Genomic DNA, 19,155 nt, shown 5'->3' with positions numbered 1-19,155 from the left:
GAAAGCATAAGCTTAAGTTTTCCGGAGGAAAACTTGTCTTCGAAAGCTCCAATGGAAACTCGCTTCGAAAGCTTAAGCGGCTTCCGGCTTTAGCCGGGAGCCGCCTTTTTACCCGCTTTTTTCCGCAGTAAAAACTGGCTGTATTGAAAAATACGATCGAGCGACTGCTTGCGGATATCGGGCTCGTCGAACTTCATCGGCTTGGAGTTGGCTTCGAAGAACCAAATGCCGCCGGAATGGTCAATTCCCAGATCCATCGACATTTCGACCAGACGATGGCGGGCCCCCCGTTCGATCTGCCGGGCAATAAGCAGCGCAGTGGTGCGGGTCTTATTTAGAATCTTACGCGCCTCTTCTTGGCCAAATGCGCTGACGAGCAGTCTTTCCGGATCATCGATGCTGCCGCCGCGGGGCACATGCGTCGTAATACTGAGCGATCCGGCTACCCGGGCGCCAATGCCGGAGATGTCCCATTGGCCCCGTTGGTTTTTTTGAACAAGCGCCCGCAGATCAAAGGAACGGTCGTTGATGGCGGCCAGTTTAATGCCCTGCTGGACGATGTAGCGTTCACCGGAACACTCCTTTCTGACCCGCAGCCAAAGCTTGCGCAGCGATCCGCAGTTATAGGTGATGCTCTTCTTATCCGTCTGGATTCTCAGCCGGTAGGGGAATGTCTTCTCCGGCTGGAGCAGAATGGTCATAATGCCCTTGCCTGCTTTGCCGCTTACCGGCTTCAAGTACAGAAATTTATACTTAAGCATCATATTGCCCAGAACCTCCTGGCTGAGCAAACGCCTTGTTGCCGGAATAAAGGGCCTTGTGTGAGGTGTCTTCCGCAGCCATTTGAAAAGACTCCATTTATTAAAAAAAGCAGGGTTGAACAGGATGACGCGCGGATTTCGCAAGCAGGCGGCAATTTTGCGCTTTACCTCCGGAAGCAGCTCATCCTCCCGCAGCGGAATCCGATTATAAATCAGATCGGGGAACGGCAGCTTCTGCTGAATCCAGCTGTCCGTCCCCTCCTCATAGATAAAACCATCCAATGAATTGCGCGTTAGCTTGAGCTGGCTCACCGTCAGTACATAGACGATGAAGCCCTGCTCGCGTCCTGCCGTAATGAGATCGGCAAAATTGTTGCGGTTGCCCCGAAACAGCTGAATCTCATCATCGATCGTAAGAATAGCCAGAACCGGCCGTTTGGTTTGAATGTCAACGACCGATGCAAGCTCATGGTGAACGCCGTCCATCAGTCATTCCCCCTGCGGAAATTGCTGAGGTACATGCAGTGATCCAGAATGTGGCTCAATGAAGCGCGGCCTTCAGAACGCAGCGCCGGGTGACTGAAGATCGATCGGCCCGGCTTTGCGTTCGCTTCGAACATCCAGACCTCGCCGTCCTTGTCGATGCCCAGATCAAGACCCAGCTCTCCAAGTGTATGAGGGAAGTTGCGCTCAATGGCCTCCGACAGCTTAATCGATACCTTTTTGGCTTTTTCCAGGATTTCTTCATCCTGGTCACCAAAGGTTTTGCTAAGCGCCTGCTTCGGTGTCAGCAGCGATCCGCCGTTCTTGATGTGGGTGGTAACACTGCCGCGGCCGGCCTTTTTGGCGCCGATGCCTACAGGGACCCACTCATTGTCGCCATTCTTGTGCATATGAAACCGGAAGTCGATCGGGCAGCCGTCGATTTCAATCAGACGCACGCCCTGCTGGCAGACGTAACGCTCCAGACCGCTGTTCCCATGACGTGCCTGCAGCATGCGCATCAGGGAGTTGAAGCTTGTAAAACGGAGCAGAACGTTTGTATTGTTCCGGCGGTATCTGGCGAAATAACCGCGCTTCGGATTATAAGTGAGCCTGTAGATCCCGATACCCAGGCTGCCTGCGGTTGGTTTGTAATAAATGAACTGATGTTTTTCCAGCATTTCCTTTATTTTTTCCGGACGCGGATTGTTCGCGGATTCCGGCATATGAACCAAAGCTTCCACATCCTGGTCAAGCAGTTTGTATACATCGGATTTATTAAAGAAGCTCCAGTTGAAAAACGGGATTTGCTTGCGGATAAAGCGCTCGCGCAGCGAAGTAATCGTCGATGTGGTTTCTGCCCTCCTGCTTGGCAGACGGTTATAAACCACATCCGGGAGCGATACCGTTTTACGGTACCACCCGCCTTGGCTGTTCAGAAAATAGCCGTTGACCTTCTCCTGCTGCCAGTCAATATCGCGCGGGGTAAAAGCGAAGAAATAAGCCTTTCGCTCCCCCATTCGCAGCAATTGGCGGATATATCCGGTCCGGGAACCAAACGGCGAGCCGGTGGAGCCGAGCCCGGAGTCGGTCAAAACGCCGATCAGCGGCCCGATCTGCACCTCGTTATCCTCATCCTGCAAAAGTGAGATCGTTCCGGCTTTCGGGACGCGAATCGAATTTCGGACACCGGCTGATAAATATAAGTGGGATCCCTGCCGGTTTATGGTTCTGATAGCTGCGGTAATCGTTTGTTTTCCAAGCTTCAGATGAACCGACTTTTTGCCGGCCAGCTTCAGCGATTTAAGGAGCGAGCTCGACAAGTAGACGATTCTCTCGCTTTGCGGTGAGAAATGTACATGGCACGAAGTCAAACTCATGGATGAACCTCCTGGACGTATCTCCTTTGGATTGCATCAACGGTAATCATAGGATCAGTGTCACGGCGCATGAAGCGCGCTCTGGTTGTCGGTTTGAAAAAAGGATTCTGGCAGTTTGCCAGCCATACGGCATAGTGAAGAGGCTGAAGCACAGCGCTTCTTTCCGTTTGTTTGTCGCCGGCAAAAGCTGCGCGGCCTGGCTTGGCATTTGCTTCGAGCAGCCACAGCCGGCCATCCGGCTCAATGCCAAAGTCAAAGCCGATCTCGGCCAGACGTCCGCAGCTTTCTTCCAGCCGAACGGCGGCGCGCTGACTTATCCGGCGGATATCCGCAAGCAGCCTGGCTGCGGTATCCCCGCCAAAACGGCGAGTTAACGATTCGCTGGCCCCCACAGCTTTTCCGCCTCCATGCAGATTGGAGGTGACGCTTCCGCGCTCGCCTTCGCGAAGCGCAGCCCCGGTGAAGGACCAGTGTCCACGGTTATTTTTCTGAATCAAGGCTCTTACATCAAACGGGCGGTCATTATCCCCGCTTAACCGCAGGTACGGTTGAACGAGATAGGTACCGGAGGCGAAGCGCTGGATCCAGTCTGCAGCTTCCCACAAATGATTGAATTCGCAAGCAATGATGCCGTTATGCCGGTCCCGGCCTTCAATGCGGTATTTTCCGCCGGAACGGAATACATGAAGAGCTCCCTTGCCGTGGGTTCCGGCGGAGGGTTTGAGGAACAATCCGTAAGGATGCTGCTTCTCAAGCATAATGAGCTGACCGGATCCCTCGTAACGGGCGCTGGGCACAAGCCACGGCTGCATTTCTTCATCCTGCTGCAGCAGAGTATGCACATTCCATTTGTCAGGCAGCGAGCCATTCATCAGAATGAATGATTTTTTTTGCTTTAATGCGGCAAGCGTCCTGGAGCGCAGCTCAATCTGCCGGGCGGTTCTGCACATGGTGCGGTCGTAGACAATATCCGGAAGCGGCATGCTTACCCGTTCCCATACGCCATGATTCAGGGTATAGCCGGAAATTGCGCTGGCATGCTGCGGACATGAGGCGTCGAACAGGTAGGCGTTGATGCCAAGCTTGCGGCCAAACTTGCATAACTGACGGCAGAACAGGTCCTCCGGCATTTGAAGAGGCGGAGAATCCGCACACTCTCCTTCATCAGCCTGCCTCTGGCTTATCATAATTCCAAGATGGATCGATTCTTGCGGGTAAGCCATCGCCACTTCCCCCTTTGCTTTAAAATTCGGCTAAATGTCTGGCATATCTGATCATATTGCGTACGGAGGGGCGGATTTTCTGGTCAGGCAAAGGTGTATTATCATTTTTTGACGGCTTGGAGTTGACCTCGATCAGCCATACGCGTCCGCTCGAATCCAGTGCCAAATCTATACCCAGCTCGCCGAAGTGGGCGGGGATGTGGGTGTCGATTCCTTTGGCAATTTCCAGAGCGGCCCGCTGAAGGCGCGCGGGAGCGTCCTGTGCCTGGGTTCCGGTTAAATTCGACTTGGAGACCGCTTCTCTGGCTGTGCTGAGGGTACCGCCCCGCGCCAGATTGGAGACGAAGTGATTCGTACCCGCGGTCCGGGCGACAATGGAGGTAATGGTCCATTTGCCGGTTTCATTCTTCTGGACGAGAGCACGAAAATCAACGGGTCTTCCGCCAATTTGAATGAGATTTAATCCCTGCTGGATTTGATAACGGACCGTCTTCATCTTGCCGGAGATGGAGCTGAACAGCTTGAGCAGGCTGGCAAAATGCTGTCTGCGCGTGCCGCCTACCGTTGCATATAGCGCCTGGTACGAATCTTTATCGAGACGGGATATGCGGATAATGCCCTTGCCCAGACTTCCGCGCACCGGCTTCAGAAATACGGTGGAATACTTTGAGCACATCGCCACGAGCATTTTTTGACTGCGCAAAACATGTGACTCCGGCAAATATTTGATCAGCGCGGTATCCTTCTGCAGCGCTTCAAAAACCTCCGACTTATCGAGAAACTTCTCATTGAAAATAGCCGTGTTGTGGCGGGATTTAACTTCCCTCAAAAATTGCTGCACGCTGGATTTGTTCTCAAGCTTACGGGATGTAAGCCGATTGTTGACCACATCCGGAGCGGGAACGATGATTTTCCTCCAGCCTCCTGCATAGACCCAGCCCTCGACGGTGCTGGAATTGTCGACAATGTGATTTGGGGTAAAGAAGTAAACATGGGCACCTTGAACGGCGCATGCGTCGACGAGCTCCTTGCAGAACAATGTAATCGAGCCGAATGGCCGGTCTCTCGCTGTGGGATCGTCGCGGCTAATCAGTACGCCGATGAGCGGCCCCAGCGATAGCGTAGAGGTTTCGCTGCGGTATTGAATCCGCAGGGACGTACTGGCGAGAATTCCCATGCGTCTGGCCAGATTTTGCCCAATTCGCATACCGTCAAACCGTTCGACAGAAACGACTTTGACCGGCTGGCGGAAAGCGCCGAATTTGAGCATAACCGGCTGGACATGCGGAATTTTCCACTGTTTCAAATAAGTCTCGCCCAGCATGATTGCATCATCCGGCAAGATGCCTGAGCTGATCACCTGAACGGCGACTTTCGATTTCAGCATCGCGGATCTCCTTCCAAGCTGGAGGATGATGGAATGCGGCTAGTGGTTTTTGGATGTTTTGCACGAATTAATTCATCATATGAGGACATCTATACCTTGGTGATTAGCCTTCATGAACAGATTTCCGGCGGCGGCTTGGCTTTTGAGGGAAAATGGACAACTGGCATACGTAAGATCCGTGATGAACGACAGCCCGGACATCACAGGAAGATTGCCGGATTCCTGCGGGTACAGGCGGATTGCATATGAGAATGGGGTCAGGCAGCCTCTCTGACGGACAGAGATCCAATATTTGGGCGGCAGCCGACTCCTGGTATCCGCGCCGGATAAGGGGCGGGACTTGACTTCCTGTACCGGGGTATATAGGATATAGGGATATGTTTCAATAACATGCTGTCAAGAGCAATCATATTGAAGGAGGCGTTATGTAACATGAATGTATATGACCAAGCGCATGAGCTTACACGGGCGTTGAAAGATAGCGAAGAAGCCAAGGAATTGCATGCTGCACTGAAGGAAGCGCGGAGCAATCCCGATGCCAAGCGGATGATGGACGATTTTCGCGAGAAGCAGGCAGGATTGCAGCAAAAAATGGCGGCCGGTGAACAGCCTTCGCCCGCAGATGTGGAAATGATGGATAAGCTGTATGAAGTGGTTACGCAAAACCCGCTGCTGCAGCGCGCCTTTGATGCGGAAAGACAATTCAGCATTGTGTTCGACGATGTGACCAGGATCGTTACAGAATCGCTTCGCGAAATCATGGAATAGAAGCAGCAATAAAGCCCGATGCCGGTGATTGAAGCCGATTTCGGGCTTTATTTGCATATAGGCTGGCATTCAATGTTTGTTGCTACGTGTCATTCCTTGGGCTTCCTTGTGGAAATCAACTGGCGCGCACATTATGAAGCGGCAGCTTGATCGTGAAGACAACGCCGCGTTCAAGATCCGATTCCACCGAAAGCTTCCCCTTATAATGGGAGCAGCGTTCCATGACAATGGACAGGCCAAGGCCGGAGTGGTTTCCTTTTTTTGTTGTGTAGCCCGGCTCCAGTATCCGCTTCATCTCTTCCTCCGACAAGGTATGCTTGCGGTTGGTTACCGTTATATACAGCTGCTGATCATTGGTAAACAGCTCCAGGATAACTTCACGCTCGGTTTCCGGCAGCTTCATTACTTCATCAAAGGCATTATCGACCAGATTTCCGATAATTCGTACAAAATCAATGCTGGAAACAGCCCGGAAGGTCAAGGGGGTTTCGGGAATCTGATAGGAAAATTGAATGTGATTGCTCTCTGCAATTGTCATCTTGGCTTGAATGAGCGCGGCCAGCGCCGGTGAAGGCAGGTCGTTGGTTGCCAGAGTCATAGACTGGATTTCCTTGACCATGTCTTCCATATAGCTTCGCAGCTGGTCATATTTCTTCATCGACAGCATGGCGTACATGACCTGGACATGATTGATGAAGTCATGGCGCTGGCCGCGGATGGAGGTGAACATTTGGATGAGATCGCCGATGTAAGCTTCCTGTGTCGTATGAATGGCTTCTTTCCGGATACGTGCGAAGAGCCTGATCAACACAAAATTAATGGCGAAAAAAACAAGGAAAGCCAGGAAGGCCCAGATTTGATGCTGCTTGATGTCTCCTTTTTCCATCAGAGGAGGAAAGAAGACCAGCCCGAATAAACATGTCTCTACCATAAACAGCACAATCAGACTCAAAAAAGGCTTGGACCGGGCGTGAATGAGAAAAGGCAGCAGATGCTTTCCCGGGTGAATCTGCTTCTTCTGCATCAAAACTGTCAATAGGGCAAGGATGACAAAGGAAGGGCCGAAGAACATCACCATGAAACCGAACGAGCTGTCGGTAACGCTGTCCATGCCGCCAAAGTAGCTGGAAACCCAAACCAGAACGAGCTGGTGCAAAAAAGCAACAATATTAAACATCACCAGCATCAAGATTTTGGAGCGCGTCTTGATTTCCTTGTAGAAGAGTGAGAACCAGAAATAAAAACCGATGGAGGTATTAATTAAATTGGCCCACTTCGGCAAAATATAATAAGCGGCATCGATATATACCGAGCTCAGTATGCTGAAGAGCAGCAGCCGTCTCACAACGTTCCTGGGAATGATGCCAAGCCACATAAAGCCGAACCATGTATAAAAGAAAGCCTGGGGAATCGTGAGGGCAATCAGCTGTTCAAGCATGGACAATATAGGTTCCCAAGATACCGGCATAAGAAAGACTCCTTCGCTACATAAATCAGATGGTGACAGCATGCTGCAGGACTCGCCTTGCCTGTAGTTGCAGATTATCCATGCTCTACTTTACTAGCTTTTTTGTTAAAATGGAAACATCTATTATTATATTAGCACCGGAGAGGGGGCAGCACAGGTGACTTCCGGGGAAAAAGGGCAGGACACGCCGACGAAGCATGAGCGGCTTATGCACTATATTGAACAATTGAAAGTAGGTACCAAGCTATCCGTGCGCAGGATGGCGGATGATCTGTTTGTCAGTGAAGGTACAGCCTACAAAGCGATCAAGGAAGCGGAGACGCTGGGTCTGGTCAATACCAAAGAGAGAATCGGAACGGTTCGGATTGAGCGTAAAAGAAGAGGCGCGCAGAACAGGATCACCTTTGGCGAAGTCGCGGAAATTGTGGAAGGCGAGCTGTTCGGGGGCGCGGCGGGACTTGATAAAACGCTGCACAAGCTGGTCATCGGGGCGATGGAGCTGGCTGCCATGATCCGTTATATCGATACCGGCAGCCTGCTGATCGTCGGCAATCGGGAAGGAGCCCACAGGATCGCTCTGGAGCAGGGCGCCGGCGTTCTGATCACGGGCGGCTTCGGCACCAGCGATGAAGTCACCCAGCTGGCCAACAAGCTCGGATTGCCCATCATTTCTTCCAAGCATGATACGTTCACCGTCGCGTCCATGATCAATCGGGCGATGTTTGACCGGCTTATCCGGCAGAAAGTCATGCTGGTCGAGGATATCGTCACCTACAGCAGGCCGGTCGTGACGATGCGCCTTGGCGAAACGGCTGCGGATTTCTACCGCCTGTCCAAACGGACAAGAGGCTCCCGTTTTCCCGTACTGGATGAACGCGGTCGCGTAGTGGGCATGATGACGGCTAAAGATGCAGAGGGGGCCATGGATACGCAATTGGTGGACAAGCTGATGTCGCGCAGCCCGATAACGGCCGCGCCGAATATCCCGATCGCATCCGCAGCGCATACGATGGCGGCGGAGAGCATTGATCTGCTGCCGATAGTCGACAAGAACCGCAAGCTGCTGGCCGCGATCAGCCGCAGCGAGGTGCTGGAGGCCATGAGGTACACCGGGAAACAGCAGGAGTCTGGAGATACCTTTGACGATCTGATCGGCGCCGGGTTCGAGAAGCTGCTGAAGGGGCCGGGAGGGGACTGGAGCTGCAAGGGGAGAATTACTCCGCAGATGTCGGGGTCGCTTGGAACCATTTCCGAAGGCGTGCTCGTCACGCTCATGACGCAGGCGGCCCGCAGTCTTATCCGCGAGCTTGGCAAGCATGATCATGTGATCGAGAGTATGACGAGCTATTTTGTCCGTCCGGTTCAGCTTGAGAGCGAGGTTGTGATCGTTCCCCGCTTGCTGGAATTAAGCCGTAAAAGCGCTAAGCTTGAAGTGGAAGTGGATGATCCGGGCGGTCTGGCCGCAAAGGCTATGCTGACGGTACAGCTGATTGATCCGTACTGAATGGACTTTTTTAAGTTGAAGCCGTTCAATCCGTCAGGACTTCATCGAGCGGTAGACGCTGTGATTGCGCAGACCGGCAAACAGATTGAACAGCCCGAGCACGATAAACAGCGCGCCGAACACCACCTTGATCGTGGAGCCGCTGTAAGCCAGCATGAAGAATAAGGCAATCAGTACGAGCATGATCCCCATGCAGATATTGGTGCGTGCGGCGTTCATCCCTCTTGTCCGCGGGTCGGCTGACCGGCGTGATTTGAAGCTGAAGGTGACGGAAAGCACGGAGGTTAATACAATCAAAGCAAGCAACAGCCAATGCAGGGTAGCAACCATAACGGGTTTAAGCAGCTCCTTTTAAAAACGATAGAATAGTAGCCCCATTGTATCATAAGCAAACAGTGCTTGCGAAATGTGCGAGCCCCCGGATTTGATGAAGAGTTTTAACAAAGTTCCGGGCATATGAAATTCTATCCGGGTGTGAGCTTCACGGGCACGAACCAAACCCGCAGCACATTATCGACAACGAGCATGGTTTTGATCCCAACCCGAAAATTGCTTCCGTGGACATCCATATAGACCTTGCTTTCGAGCAGCAGGCGGGCCAGCTTGGCATCGGAGTCAATATCATAGATGCTTCGTCCGATCAAGACGCTAAGATCCTCCTTGATCCGTTTTTTCAGTTCGTTTTTCGTTAATTCATCCAGCGGCGGGGAAACCGGCTTTTCCCTCGCTTCCTCGAGAACGGGCTGAATGCTTTTGATAACGGTATGCTGGTCCTTGAATTGATTGAGTCTTTTAATATCATCCTCGTATTGCTGCAGCTTATCTTCCATCTCCATCGTTACATTCTTTAAAGAATTGAAGCTCGTAAAAAAAATCGATTGATATACGGCCGCTCCGATAATCGCTCCGACAACAAGCAGGGCAGCCCCCTGCGAGAATCTGGCATAACGCTCGAATGGGGGGACTCTCATGCCTTAGACCGCCCCTCTGCACATCCATCTGATAAGCTCGGTTCCCAGGTGAGCGCCGAGAAAACCGCACATAATAAAAGCGATTTGCTGGGCGACCGGCGAAAGATGGCCCTCCATAAAATTGCTCTCAATTACACGGAGCGGATCGATGGAGCCTCCAACGGCAGCAACCAGGGCCCATATTTTAAGCTGGGAGGCGGTTTTCAGCATGATCGCGGCGGGCGGCATGAGGACGAAGACAGACCCGATGCCCGCCAGCATCGAGCCGCCGAATACAACGCCGAAAGCGATAAAGAAATCTATGATGGCTTTCGCTAATAGAGGATTCATCGTTGACGTTACACCTGCCTCTGGCGGATTCGGGAGGAACGCTCGTCCCCCCTACTTCATTGTATGGGCGTGCACGCCTTCAATATGATAAAATGATATAAAATGATGCATCGACTAACGGGAAGGAATAGATGGCGATGAGCGGCGAAACGAACTTTGTACATTTACACGTTCATAGCGAATACAGCCTTCTGGATGGTGCGGCTCGGATTCGGGATCTGGTTAGACGGGCCAAAGAGCTCGGCATGAAGGCGCTGGCATTGACCGATCACGGGGTCATGTACGGCGCCATTCCATTCTATAAAGCCTGCAGGGAGCAGGGAATTCAGCCCATTATCGGCTGCGAGGTCTATCTGACCACAGGCTCGCGCTTTGAGAAAGGCGCGCGCAAGGATAATCCGACCTACCATCTGATCCTGCTGGCGAAGAATGAAACAGGCTACCGCAATTTGATGAAGCTGACATCGATCGCCCATCTGGAAGGATTTCATTATAAACCGAGGGTGGATCTGGAATCACTGGCGAAATATTCGCAGGGGCTGGTTTGTCTGAGCTCCTGTCTGAACGGGGAGGTATCGCAGCATTTGCTCCATGACCGTCCGGAGCAGGCGATGAAATCGGCGCTTCGCTACCGGGATATATTCGGCGATGATTTTTATCTGGAGCTGCAGGATCACGGCATGCTTGATCAGAAGAAAGTGGTTCAGGAAATGCTCGCCTTGTCGAAGACAACAGGCATTCCGCTGGTTGCGACCAATGATGTTCATTATATTCTTCCGGAGGACGCAGCCGTTCAGGATGTGCTGATTTGCATCGGAACCGGCAAGACAACGGAAGATACCGACCGGATGAAAATGCTGACCAATCAGATGTACCTCAAGAGCGGCGACGAGATGGATTCTCTGTTCCGCCAGGCGCCAGGGGCAGTTGCGCGGACATTGGATATCGCCGATAAATGCAAGCTGGAGCTGACATTCGGCCGGGCGCTTCTGCCTTCCTTCAGTCCCATCCCGGAAGGGATGACTTCGGCCTCGTACTTGTCCCTGCTGTGCTCGGAAGGTCTGGAAACGCGTTATAATGCGCAGCCCCGGTGGGAAACCGATCCCGAATACCGGAAGCGGGCGGAAGATCGTCTTGCCTATGAGCTCTCCGTTATTGACAGCATGGGCTTCAGCGATTATTTCCTTATCGTATGGGACTTTATCCGCTTTTCCCATGAGCAAGGCATCCGCACCGGCCCTGGCCGCGGCTCCTCTGCAGGGAGTCTGGTTGCCTATACCCTGCGGATTACGGATGTGGATCCGCTGAAATACAAGCTGCTGTTCGAGCGGTTTCTCAATCCCGAGCGGATTTCAATGCCCGACATCGACATCGATTTCAATGATGAGCGCCGGGATGAAGTAATTGGCTACGTGTCGGCGAAATACGGCGAAGATCATGTTGCGCAAATTATTACCTTCGGTACCATGGCCGCGAAGGCGGCGGTCCGCGATGTCGGACGCGCGATGGCGGTGCCGTTCGCCGAGGTGGACCGCGCCGCGAAGCTGATTCCCCATCAGTTGGGCGTAACGCTCGCCGAAGCGCTCCGCATCAGCCCCGAGCTGCGGGAAGCCAGCGAGCGGCAGCCCAAGACGGAGGCGCTGCTGCAGATGGCTATGAAGGTCGAAGGCATGCCTCGCCATGCTTCCACCCATGCGGCAGGGGTCGTGATATCGGGGGAGCCGCTGACGCATTATGTACCGCTGCAGGCGGGAAGCGAGCAGGCGGCGCTGACGCAGTATTCGATGGAGCATCTGGAAGCTATCGGCCTGCTGAAAATGGATTTTCTTGGCCTGCGTACCTTGTCGATTCTCGAGCGCGCCCTGAATTGGGTTAAGCTCCAGCATGGCATTACGGTGGATTTCCGATTTATTCCGGATAACGATCCTGCTACCTATGCGATGCTGACGCGCGGCGAGACGACAGGCATCTTTCAACTGGAGTCCTCCGGCGTCAGACGTGTACTGCGTGATCTGAAACCGACGGAATTTGAAGATATTGTATCCGTTGTGGCGCTTTACCGCCCGGGACCCATGGAATTTATCCCTAAATATATACAAGGCAAGCACGGTGCGATTATGGTGGAGTATCCGCATCCGGACTTGGAGCCGATACTGGCCGATACGTACGGCATTATTGTCTATCAGGAGCAAATCATGCAAATCGCCTCATCCATGGCCGGTTTTTCCCTTGGAGAAGCCGATCTGCTGCGGCGCGCTGTTTCCAAGAAGAAGCGGGAGGTGCTGGACGAACAGCGGGCGCATTTTGTCGAGGGCAGCTTGAAGCAGCGCTATACGACTGAAGAAGCGAATCTTGTCTACGATATGATTGTCCGTTTCGCGGATTATGGATTTCCGCGCGCCCATGCGGCGGCCTATGGCGTGCTGGCCTTTCAGACCGCGTGGTTGAAAGCCAACTACCCGGTCATTTTCATGGCGGCCATGCTGGCTTCCGTAACGGGAAATCTGCGGAAAACGGCGGAATACGTCGATGAGAGCCGTCGGATGGGGATCGAGGTGCTCACTCCCGATGTCAATGAAAGCCATGTCAGCTTCACGCCGGTGGGCCAAGCGATCCGCTTCGGTCTTGCCGCGATCAAGAATGTCGGAACGCAGGCGATCGAATCGCTGCTGAAGGAGCGTGCCGACCGTCCCTTCGACAGCCTGCTCGACCTTTGCCGACGCGTCGACCTTCGCGTCGTCAACAAGCGGGTGCTGGAATCTCTGATTCAGGCCGGAGCCTGCGACAGTCTTGCCGACCATAGAGCGCAGCTGGTAGCTGCTCTTGATGAGACCGTTGAGGCGGCGCTCAAATGGCGCAAGGAGCGGGAAGAGCTGCAGATCGAGCTGTTCGGCTTTGACGAGGTCCAGAACTGGGATGTGGAAATGCCCCAGGTACAGCCGTTTACAACCGGTCAGCTGCTGGCTTTTGAGCGGGAGCTGCTGGGACTGTATTTGTCCGGCCACCCCCTTGATGATTATGAGCAGCAGCTGTCGACGCTTCCGCTTGACCGGCTTGTGGAGCTTGCGGAAGCCCCCGAAGGCGGAAGCGCCCTGATCGCGGGCATGATTGTGTCTGTCAAGCCGTTTACAACCCGCAAGGGTCAGGCAATGGCTTTTTTGGAAATAGAGGACCGGATTATGCGGGTGGAAGCGGTCGTCTTCCCCACCTCGTGGAAGCGGTATGCCCAGCAAATCAGCCCGGGCGGCCTTGTGATTATGCTGGCGACCGTGCAGCATCAGGATGATGATTTTAAGCTGATTGTGGAGGATATGATTCCGCTTGAAGGCCATACGGATGGAGAGTTGGCCGGACAGGTCCAGCGGCTGGAGGGCCAGGGGCGCGCCAAATCATCCCGCGGCAACTCCAATGCGGCGCCGCGCACTGCACCCTTGACGAGAACCGGGGGGGGCCAGACGCCACCCGCGGCGAACACGACGAAGGCGTCCGCGAATTTCGCTTCGGCGAAGCCGGCAACTCCTTCAGGCGCATCCGCTGGCAGGGAACCGCGGACGGATTCTGCAAGAGGCGGATCGGCAGGCAGTTCCGTCGGGCGTCCGGCAGTGCAGGCTGCTGAGAAGAAGCAGCAGCGGGTGTATATCAAGATAGCGTCAGGACGCGAGGCGCCCGATGCGCTTGAGCGGCTCAAGTCGCTGCTCGCGGGCAGTTCGGGACCGCTCGAAACCGTCCTGTTCTATGAACGCGAGCAGAAGACGGTTGCCTTGAGCGCCTCCTACCGGGTGAAGCCTTCTCCGCAGCTGCTCACGCAAATTGAATCGCTTTTTGGCAGAGGCTCGGCAGTCGTGAAGTAAAAGGGGCTGCAATCTTCTTTAAGAAATTCATGCACATGTTATTTTCCGCCCGCATACATTTAGGAGACATGGAGCTTCGCTGGTTTGCTCGACGCATGATGAATGCCCGTGGCGCGAAGCACCTATTTAGCTGCTTGACGACGCAGGGAATACACGCCTGTTCTGGCCAGGCGGCCGTTGCTGCATTTCGTACAAGCTGACCGCGGGGGGATCATCAATGTCATCCGATATGGAAAAATGGCTGCTTAAACGAGGCGTATCCACAATGGACATTGCAGAAATTGTTCTGTCCCTGCAAAGTCCGTACAACCCGCAGCTGACCATTCAGGAATGCGAAGAAAGCGTGGAGACGGTGCTGTCCAAGCGCGAGGTGCAGTATGTGCTGTTTACGGGCATTGCATTGGATGAGCTGGCAGAGCGCGGTCTCCTGCCGGAGCCGCTGCAGGCCATTATGGAAGCGGATGAATCGCTCTATGGCGTTGACGAAACGCTGGCTCTTGGCATTACCAATGTTTACGGGATGATCGGGTTGACCAGCTTTGGCTATCTGGACAAAGTAAAGCCTGGAATTATCAAGAAGCTCAATGAGAAAGGCCACGGCATTCATGTGTTTCTCGATGATCTTGTCGCTGGCCTGGCTGCGGCTGCATCGGCCCGAATCGCCCACCAGGACACCAAAGCCAACCGGTATGATATTCCATGACCGCAATGAAATTTACAGGAATTGAGGCACGGGGGAACAGCTTCCCCCGAAGCGCCGTTGCGGTGAAAACTAAACATATGCTATCATTATGAGATCATATGCCCAGGTGACGTGGTATTACCAAGTGAATGATGCGCTAGGCCAGCGTATAGAAGCAGGATAATAGAGCAGGGATTGCGCAGGTGCATGTTTTGGCGAAGATGGATTTAACGGATTGAATAGGTTTCGAGTTTGCAAATTTGCTTAACCCATGATTTTTTGAGGGAAGAAACCTGACATCGCCGGAAAACGTTGCCAGATATTCTTCTTACCCAAGTTCAGGAGGTTCCTTCATGTGGACGGTTATCTATATCGCGCCTACGGCAAAAATTGCGGAGAGCATCAAAAACCGGCTGACGCAGGAAGGGTTTCTCGTAAAGATCCGACCGATTAACGTGTCCAAACAACAATACGAAATCTTGGTCCCGTCCGGAGAACTGGAAGAAGTGCAGGAAATGTTAAACAATATTTTGAACTCGTGAGCGATAACATAAACTACTGCGCCCCCAAAGAGGTGTAATCTGTGTTCAAGGACTTATTTCATAAAAGAAAATATGCAACAATCCCATCTGGCGGGCAGCGTACCAAACCGGACATTCCCGAAGGTCTGATGTCCAAATGCCCTAAATGCGGAAACATTCAGTTCAATAAAGAAATCGAGAAGAATTTCAAAGTATGCCAAAGCTGCGGCCATCATTTCCGCCTGAACGCCTGGGAGCGTATCGCGATCACGCTGGATGAAGGCAAGCTGACGGAATTCGACGCCGAGCTGGAGTCGGTCGATCCGCTGGGCTTTCCCGGCTACGCGAGCAAGCTTGAGGCGCAGAAGAAAAGCTCCGGACTGCGGGATGCCGTTGTTACCGGCGAAGGCACGATTGGCGGATTCCCCGTCGTCGTTGCCTGTATGAGCTTTGATTTCTTCGCAGGCAGTATGGGTTCGGTTGTCGGTGAGAAAATCACCCGCGCGATCGAACAAGCCCATGCGAAGAAGCTGCCTGTTATCATTTTCTCCACGTCCAGCGGAGCCCGGATGCAGGAGAGCATATTGAGCTTGATGCAGATGGCCAAGACAAGTGCGGCATTGGCCAAATTCCAGGGAGACGGCGGTCTTTATATTTCCGTTATGACCGATCCCACGACAGGCGGGGTGTCTGCAAGCTTTGCCATGCTTGGCGACTTCAATTTGGCCGAGCCCGGCGCGCTTGTCGGATTTGCCGGCCGGGTCGTCATTGAGCAGACCATTCGGCAGAAGCTGCCTGATAATTTTCAGACGGCGGAGTTCAACCTTCAGCACGGTCAGCTCGATAAAGTCGTGCACCGCAAGGATATGAAATCGACGCTGAGCAAGCTGCTTGATATGCATGCTGTTAAAGGGGGGGACACCCATGGCGGTTGATTTGCCATTTGAGAAGCCGCTGAGCGAGCTGCGCAAGAAGATCGATGAGCTGAAGAAAATCGGCATCGATTCGGGAATTGATTTCAGCGAGGAAATCTCCCGTCTGGAGGAGCGCTGCGCCAAGCTTCAGGAGGATCTCTACAGCGAGCTTACTCCGGCACAAAAAATGCATCTGGCCCGGCATCATCAGCGCCCGACGTCGCTTGATTACATACAGGCGATCTTCACCGATTTTATGGAGCTTCACGGTGACCGCCTGTTTGCAGACGATCTGGCTATTGTCGGCGGGCTGGCCAAGCTGGGCGGCATACCGGTTACAGTTATCGGCCACCAGCGCGGCAAGGATACGAAGGACAACATTGCCCGTTTCTTTGGCAGTCCGCATCCCGAAGGCTTCCGCAAAGCGCTGCGCCTTATGCAGCAGGCCAACAAATTCCGCCGTCCGATCATAACCTTCATTGATACGAAGGGCGCTTATCCCGGCAATACCGCCGAGGAACGCGGCCAATCCGAAGCGATTGCCCGCAACCTGCGCGAGATGGCGACGTTCGGCGTACCGATCATTTGTGTCGTGATTGGTGAAGGCGGAAGCGGCGGAGCGCTGGCGTTGGGAGTCGGCAATCGCGTGCTGATGCTCGAGAATGCCATTTATTCCGTTATCTCGCCTAACGGCGCCGCATCCATTCTTTGGAAGGATGCGGCGAGAGCGGATGAAGCGGCATCGGTGATGAAGATCACAGCCGATGACCTGGTCGGGTTCGGCATTGTGGAAGAGATTATCCCTGAGCCGCAGGGCGGTGCGCATCGTGATCTGCATGCACAGTCCGAATTTATTAAAGACGCGGTTACGCGGCATTTGCAGGAGCTTAGCAGCTTGACTGCCGAGCAGCTGATTGATGATCGTTATGAGAAATTCCGCAGAATCGGGCAATATCAGGAGCGTACGTCCGAACCGGACTTGGAAACAAAGGTTGAAACGGTGGAATCTGCCCAGATCTGAGGGGCTTAATAATAAAAATGTGTAAATTATGTATAACATCGGTGGTCAGATACCGATATTTCTAAAATAAAGCAAATGGATTATACGGAGGATGGAATTTACTTATGCGTAAAACAAAAATCGTTTGTACGATCGGCCCTTCCAGCGAATCACTGGAAAACACCAAGAAGCTTATCAATGCAGGAATGAACGTAGCCCGTCTTAATTTCTCCCATGGAGATTTTGAAGAGCACGGAAACCGTATCAAAAATATCCGCCAGGCTTGTCAGGAGCTTGGGGCTACAGTTGCGATTCTGCTGGACACGAAAGGTCCGGAAATTCGGCTGGGCAAATTGAAAGAGGAACCGATTGAGCTTAATCAGGATGATACCATCACCCTGACGACCGAGGAGATTCTAGGCGACCGCAATCGTATTCCCGTAACCTATGCGGACTTGCCTTCCGATGTCCATATAGGCTCGACAATACTTATCGATGACGGTTTGATCGGATTGACGGTTGAAGGCGTACATGGCACGGAGATTCAATGCCGGGTTGTCAACAGCGGCTCCATCAAAAGCAAGAAAGGCGTCAATGTTCCAGGCGTTCACATTTCATTGCCGGGCATAACGGAGAAAGATGCCAATGACATCATTTTTGGAATCGAACAGAATGTAGACTTCATTGCGGCATCATTTGTGCGTAAAGCAAGCGATGTGCTGGAGATTCGCGAGCTGCTGGAGCGCCATAATGCCAGCCATATTCAGATCATTTCCAAAATCGAAAATCAGCAGGGCGTTGACAACCTGGACGAGATCCTCGAAGTATCCGACGGCCTGATGGTGGCGCGTGGAGACCTTGGTGTCGAGATTCCGGCTGAAGAAGTGCCGCTCGTTCAAAAAGATATGATTTTCAAATGCAACCGCGCAGGCAAACCGGTTATTACCGCTACGCAAATGCTGGATTCGATGCAGCGCAATCCGCGTCCGACGCGCGCGGAAGCAAGCGACGTGGCCAATGCGATCTTTGACGGCACGGATGCGATCATGCTCTCGGGTGAAACGGCAGCAGGCAAATATCCGGTAGAGTCGGTGCAAACGATGGCCCGCATTGCCGTTCGTGCGGAATCGGCGCTGGATCATCGCGAAATGTTCACCAAACAGGCTAATGCACAGCAAACAACCGTTACAGAGGCGATCAGCCAGGCTGTGGCCAATGCGGCGCTGGACTTGAATGCCAAAGCGATCATTACCTCGACGGAGAGCGGCTATACGGCAAGAATGGTATCCAAATATCGTCCGAAATCACCGATTATTGCCGTTACGCCTATTGAGCAGGTGCTGAGGCGCTTATCGCTCACTTGGGGCATCATCCCTGTCAAAGGAACTCCCGCCACAACGACTGACGGCATGTTCGATATCGCCGTTCGCGGCGGAATCGATTCCGGGCTGGTTAAGCTGGGCGATACGGTCGTCATTACGGCCGGTGTGCCGGTAGGACGTTCCGGCTCCACGAACCTGATCAAAATCCATACGGTTGGCGAGCTGCTGGCCAGAGGACAAGGAATCGGCAGCCAGAGCGCAACCGGTAAAGTCGTTACGGCGCGCACACCACAGGAGGCGATCGCCAAAACGACAGAAGGCTCCATTTTGGTCACCGTTTCGACGGATAAGGAATATATGCCTGCCATCCAGAAAGCGGCAGCTGTCATTACCGAGCAAGGCGGCGTAACCAGCCATGCGGCCATCGTGGCCCTCAACCTTGGACTTCCGGTAATTCTTGGTGTCCATAATGCTCTGGAGACGCTGCATGATGGCATGGAAGTAACCGTCTATGCCGAGGTAGGCGTAATTTACTCCGGTCAGGCGAAGGTGCTGTAAATTTAAAATCTGTTATATATAGGAACTTAAAGA

General features: G+C 53.2%; 16 protein-coding genes. 8 read left to right on the top strand and 8 right to left on the bottom strand.

The features are described 5' to 3' along the window. Positions 1-89 precede the first annotated feature (89 nt). From ACFOLF_RS09195 to ACFOLF_RS09180, 4 genes are read right to left on the bottom strand one after another with little or no spacing between them, the layout of a single operon-like run. On the bottom strand, positions 90-1,247 hold the full coding sequence (locus ACFOLF_RS09195; protein ID WP_210038518.1) for a YheC/YheD family endospore coat-associated protein: 1,158 nt from the start codon (positions 1,245-1,247) through the stop codon (positions 90-92). Next, complete coding sequence (locus tag ACFOLF_RS09190; RefSeq protein ID WP_210038519.1) at positions 1,247-2,623, bottom strand: YheC/YheD family endospore coat-associated protein; 1,377 nt, start codon at positions 2,621-2,623, stop codon at positions 1,247-1,249. The genes ACFOLF_RS09195 and ACFOLF_RS09190 overlap by 1 nt, the downstream gene beginning before the upstream one ends. Further along, complete coding sequence (locus tag ACFOLF_RS09185) at positions 2,620-3,846, bottom strand: YheC/YheD family endospore coat-associated protein (protein WP_210038520.1); 1,227 nt, start codon at positions 3,844-3,846, stop codon at positions 2,620-2,622. Before ACFOLF_RS09185 ends, ACFOLF_RS09190 begins: the two co-directional genes overlap by 4 nt. A 19-nt stretch (positions 3,847-3,865) precedes the next feature. After that, positions 3,866-5,233, bottom strand: a complete 1,368-nt coding sequence (locus ACFOLF_RS09180; RefSeq protein ID WP_210038521.1) for a YheC/YheD family endospore coat-associated protein — start codon at positions 5,231-5,233, stop codon at positions 3,866-3,868. 432 nt (positions 5,234-5,665) lie between these two features. On the opposite strand from ACFOLF_RS09180, the gene ACFOLF_RS09175 reads away from it, so the two are divergent. Beyond that, positions 5,666-6,001, top strand: a complete 336-nt coding sequence (locus tag ACFOLF_RS09175) for a YlbF family regulator (RefSeq protein WP_210038522.1) — start codon at positions 5,666-5,668, stop codon at positions 5,999-6,001. Positions 6,002-6,116: 115 nt separating this feature from the next. Here the strand turns inward: ACFOLF_RS09175 and ACFOLF_RS09170 are convergent, their stop codons facing one another. Next, entirely contained in the window at positions 6,117-7,469 is a 1,353-nt protein-coding gene (locus ACFOLF_RS09170) for a sensor histidine kinase (RefSeq protein ID WP_210038523.1), read from the bottom strand. 208 nt (positions 7,470-7,677) lie between these two features. Here ACFOLF_RS09170 and ACFOLF_RS09165 point away from each other — a divergent pair, with 208 nt between their 5' ends. Then, the gene (locus tag ACFOLF_RS09165) at positions 7,678-8,973 is read left to right on the top strand and encodes a DRTGG domain-containing protein (protein WP_210038573.1); all 1,296 of its coding nucleotides are present in this window, start codon (positions 7,678-7,680) and stop codon (positions 8,971-8,973) included. 33 nt (positions 8,974-9,006) lie between these two features. On the opposite strand, the gene ACFOLF_RS09160 is transcribed toward ACFOLF_RS09165, so the two are convergent. From ACFOLF_RS09160 to ACFOLF_RS09150, 3 genes are all read right to left on the bottom strand, one after another. Beyond that, on the bottom strand, positions 9,007-9,303 hold the full coding sequence (locus tag ACFOLF_RS09160; RefSeq protein WP_210038524.1) for a YtpI family protein: 297 nt from the start codon (positions 9,301-9,303) through the stop codon (positions 9,007-9,009). A 134-nt stretch (positions 9,304-9,437) separates the two neighbouring features. Then, positions 9,438-9,944, bottom strand: coding sequence for a hypothetical protein (locus tag ACFOLF_RS09155; protein WP_210038525.1), 507 nt, complete (start codon positions 9,942-9,944; stop codon positions 9,438-9,440). A 3-nt stretch (positions 9,945-9,947) separates the two neighbouring features. Beyond that, the gene (locus tag ACFOLF_RS09150) at positions 9,948-10,274 is read right to left on the bottom strand and encodes a YtrH family sporulation protein (RefSeq protein ID WP_210038526.1); all 327 of its coding nucleotides are present in this window, start codon (positions 10,272-10,274) and stop codon (positions 9,948-9,950) included. A 137-nt stretch (positions 10,275-10,411) separates the two neighbouring features. Between ACFOLF_RS09150 and ACFOLF_RS09145 the strand changes: the two genes are divergently transcribed. The 6 genes from ACFOLF_RS09145 (at position 10,412) to pyk (ending at position 19,122) form a co-directional block, all read left to right on the top strand. Then, on the top strand, positions 10,412-14,125 hold the full coding sequence (locus ACFOLF_RS09145; RefSeq protein WP_210038527.1) for a DNA polymerase III subunit alpha: 3,714 nt from the start codon (positions 10,412-10,414) through the stop codon (positions 14,123-14,125). Between the two features lie 217 nt (positions 14,126-14,342). Then, positions 14,343-14,828: a phosphatidylglycerophosphatase A family protein gene (locus ACFOLF_RS09140; protein WP_210038528.1), complete on the top strand. Its 486-nt coding sequence runs from the start codon at positions 14,343-14,345 to the stop codon at positions 14,826-14,828. A gap of 332 nt (positions 14,829-15,160) precedes the next feature. Beyond that, complete coding sequence (locus ACFOLF_RS09135; protein ID WP_188993185.1) at positions 15,161-15,349, top strand: glutamate decarboxylase; 189 nt, start codon at positions 15,161-15,163, stop codon at positions 15,347-15,349. Between the two features lie 41 nt (positions 15,350-15,390). After that, a complete protein-coding gene (accD, locus tag ACFOLF_RS09130; RefSeq protein WP_210038529.1) occupies positions 15,391-16,263 on the top strand; it encodes an acetyl-CoA carboxylase, carboxyltransferase subunit beta in 873 nt (290 codons plus the stop codon). Continuing rightward, positions 16,253-17,263 (top strand): acetyl-CoA carboxylase carboxyltransferase subunit alpha, encoded by a 1,011-nt coding sequence (locus tag ACFOLF_RS09125; protein ID WP_210038530.1) that lies wholly within the window; start codon positions 16,253-16,255, stop codon positions 17,261-17,263. Before accD ends, ACFOLF_RS09125 begins: the two co-directional genes overlap by 11 nt. Positions 17,264-17,367: 104 nt before the next feature. After that, entirely contained in the window at positions 17,368-19,122 is a 1,755-nt protein-coding gene (gene pyk / locus ACFOLF_RS09120) for a pyruvate kinase (RefSeq protein ID WP_210038531.1), read from the top strand. Positions 19,123-19,155: the final 33 nt, after the last annotated feature.

Origin of the sequence: Paenibacillus sepulcri, from assembly GCF_042647105.1 — a bacterium.
GTDB lineage: Bacteria > Bacillota > Bacilli > Paenibacillales > Paenibacillaceae > Paenibacillus_Z > Paenibacillus_Z sepulcri.
This window is presented reverse-complemented; position numbering and strand designations above follow the sequence as displayed.

Excerpts from the sequence above, each read along its gene's own strand:
- ACFOLF_RS09195 (WP_210038518.1), bottom strand. The coding sequence starts at position 1,247 with ATGGACGGCGTTCACCATGAGCTTGCATCGGTCGTTGACATTCAAACC.
- ACFOLF_RS09190 (WP_210038519.1), bottom strand. The coding sequence starts at position 2,623 with ATGAGTTTGACTTCGTGCCATGTACATTTCTCACCGCAAAGCGAGAGA.
- ACFOLF_RS09185 (WP_210038520.1), bottom strand. The coding sequence starts at position 3,846 with ATGGCTTACCCGCAAGAATCGATCCATCTTGGAATTATGATAAGCCAG.
- ACFOLF_RS09180 (WP_210038521.1), bottom strand. The coding sequence starts at position 5,233 with ATGCTGAAATCGAAAGTCGCCGTTCAGGTGATCAGCTCAGGCATCTTG.
- ACFOLF_RS09175 (WP_210038522.1), top strand. The coding sequence starts at position 5,666 with ATGAATGTATATGACCAAGCGCATGAGCTTACACGGGCGTTGAAAGAT.
- ACFOLF_RS09170 (WP_210038523.1), bottom strand. The coding sequence starts at position 7,469 with ATGCCGGTATCTTGGGAACCTATATTGTCCATGCTTGAACAGCTGATT.
- ACFOLF_RS09165 (WP_210038573.1), top strand. The coding sequence starts at position 7,678 with ATGCACTATATTGAACAATTGAAAGTAGGTACCAAGCTATCCGTGCGC.
- ACFOLF_RS09160 (WP_210038524.1), bottom strand. The coding sequence starts at position 9,303 with ATGGTTGCTACCCTGCATTGGCTGTTGCTTGCTTTGATTGTATTAACC.
- ACFOLF_RS09155 (WP_210038525.1), bottom strand. The coding sequence starts at position 9,944 with ATGAGAGTCCCCCCATTCGAGCGTTATGCCAGATTCTCGCAGGGGGCT.
- ACFOLF_RS09150 (WP_210038526.1), bottom strand. The coding sequence starts at position 10,274 with ATGAATCCTCTATTAGCGAAAGCCATCATAGATTTCTTTATCGCTTTC.
- ACFOLF_RS09145 (WP_210038527.1), top strand. The coding sequence starts at position 10,412 with ATGAGCGGCGAAACGAACTTTGTACATTTACACGTTCATAGCGAATAC.
- ACFOLF_RS09140 (WP_210038528.1), top strand. The coding sequence starts at position 14,343 with ATGTCATCCGATATGGAAAAATGGCTGCTTAAACGAGGCGTATCCACA.
- ACFOLF_RS09135 (WP_188993185.1), top strand. The coding sequence starts at position 15,161 with ATGTGGACGGTTATCTATATCGCGCCTACGGCAAAAATTGCGGAGAGC.
- ACFOLF_RS09125 (WP_210038530.1), top strand. The coding sequence starts at position 16,253 with ATGGCGGTTGATTTGCCATTTGAGAAGCCGCTGAGCGAGCTGCGCAAG.
- pyk (WP_210038531.1), top strand. The coding sequence starts at position 17,368 with ATGCGTAAAACAAAAATCGTTTGTACGATCGGCCCTTCCAGCGAATCA.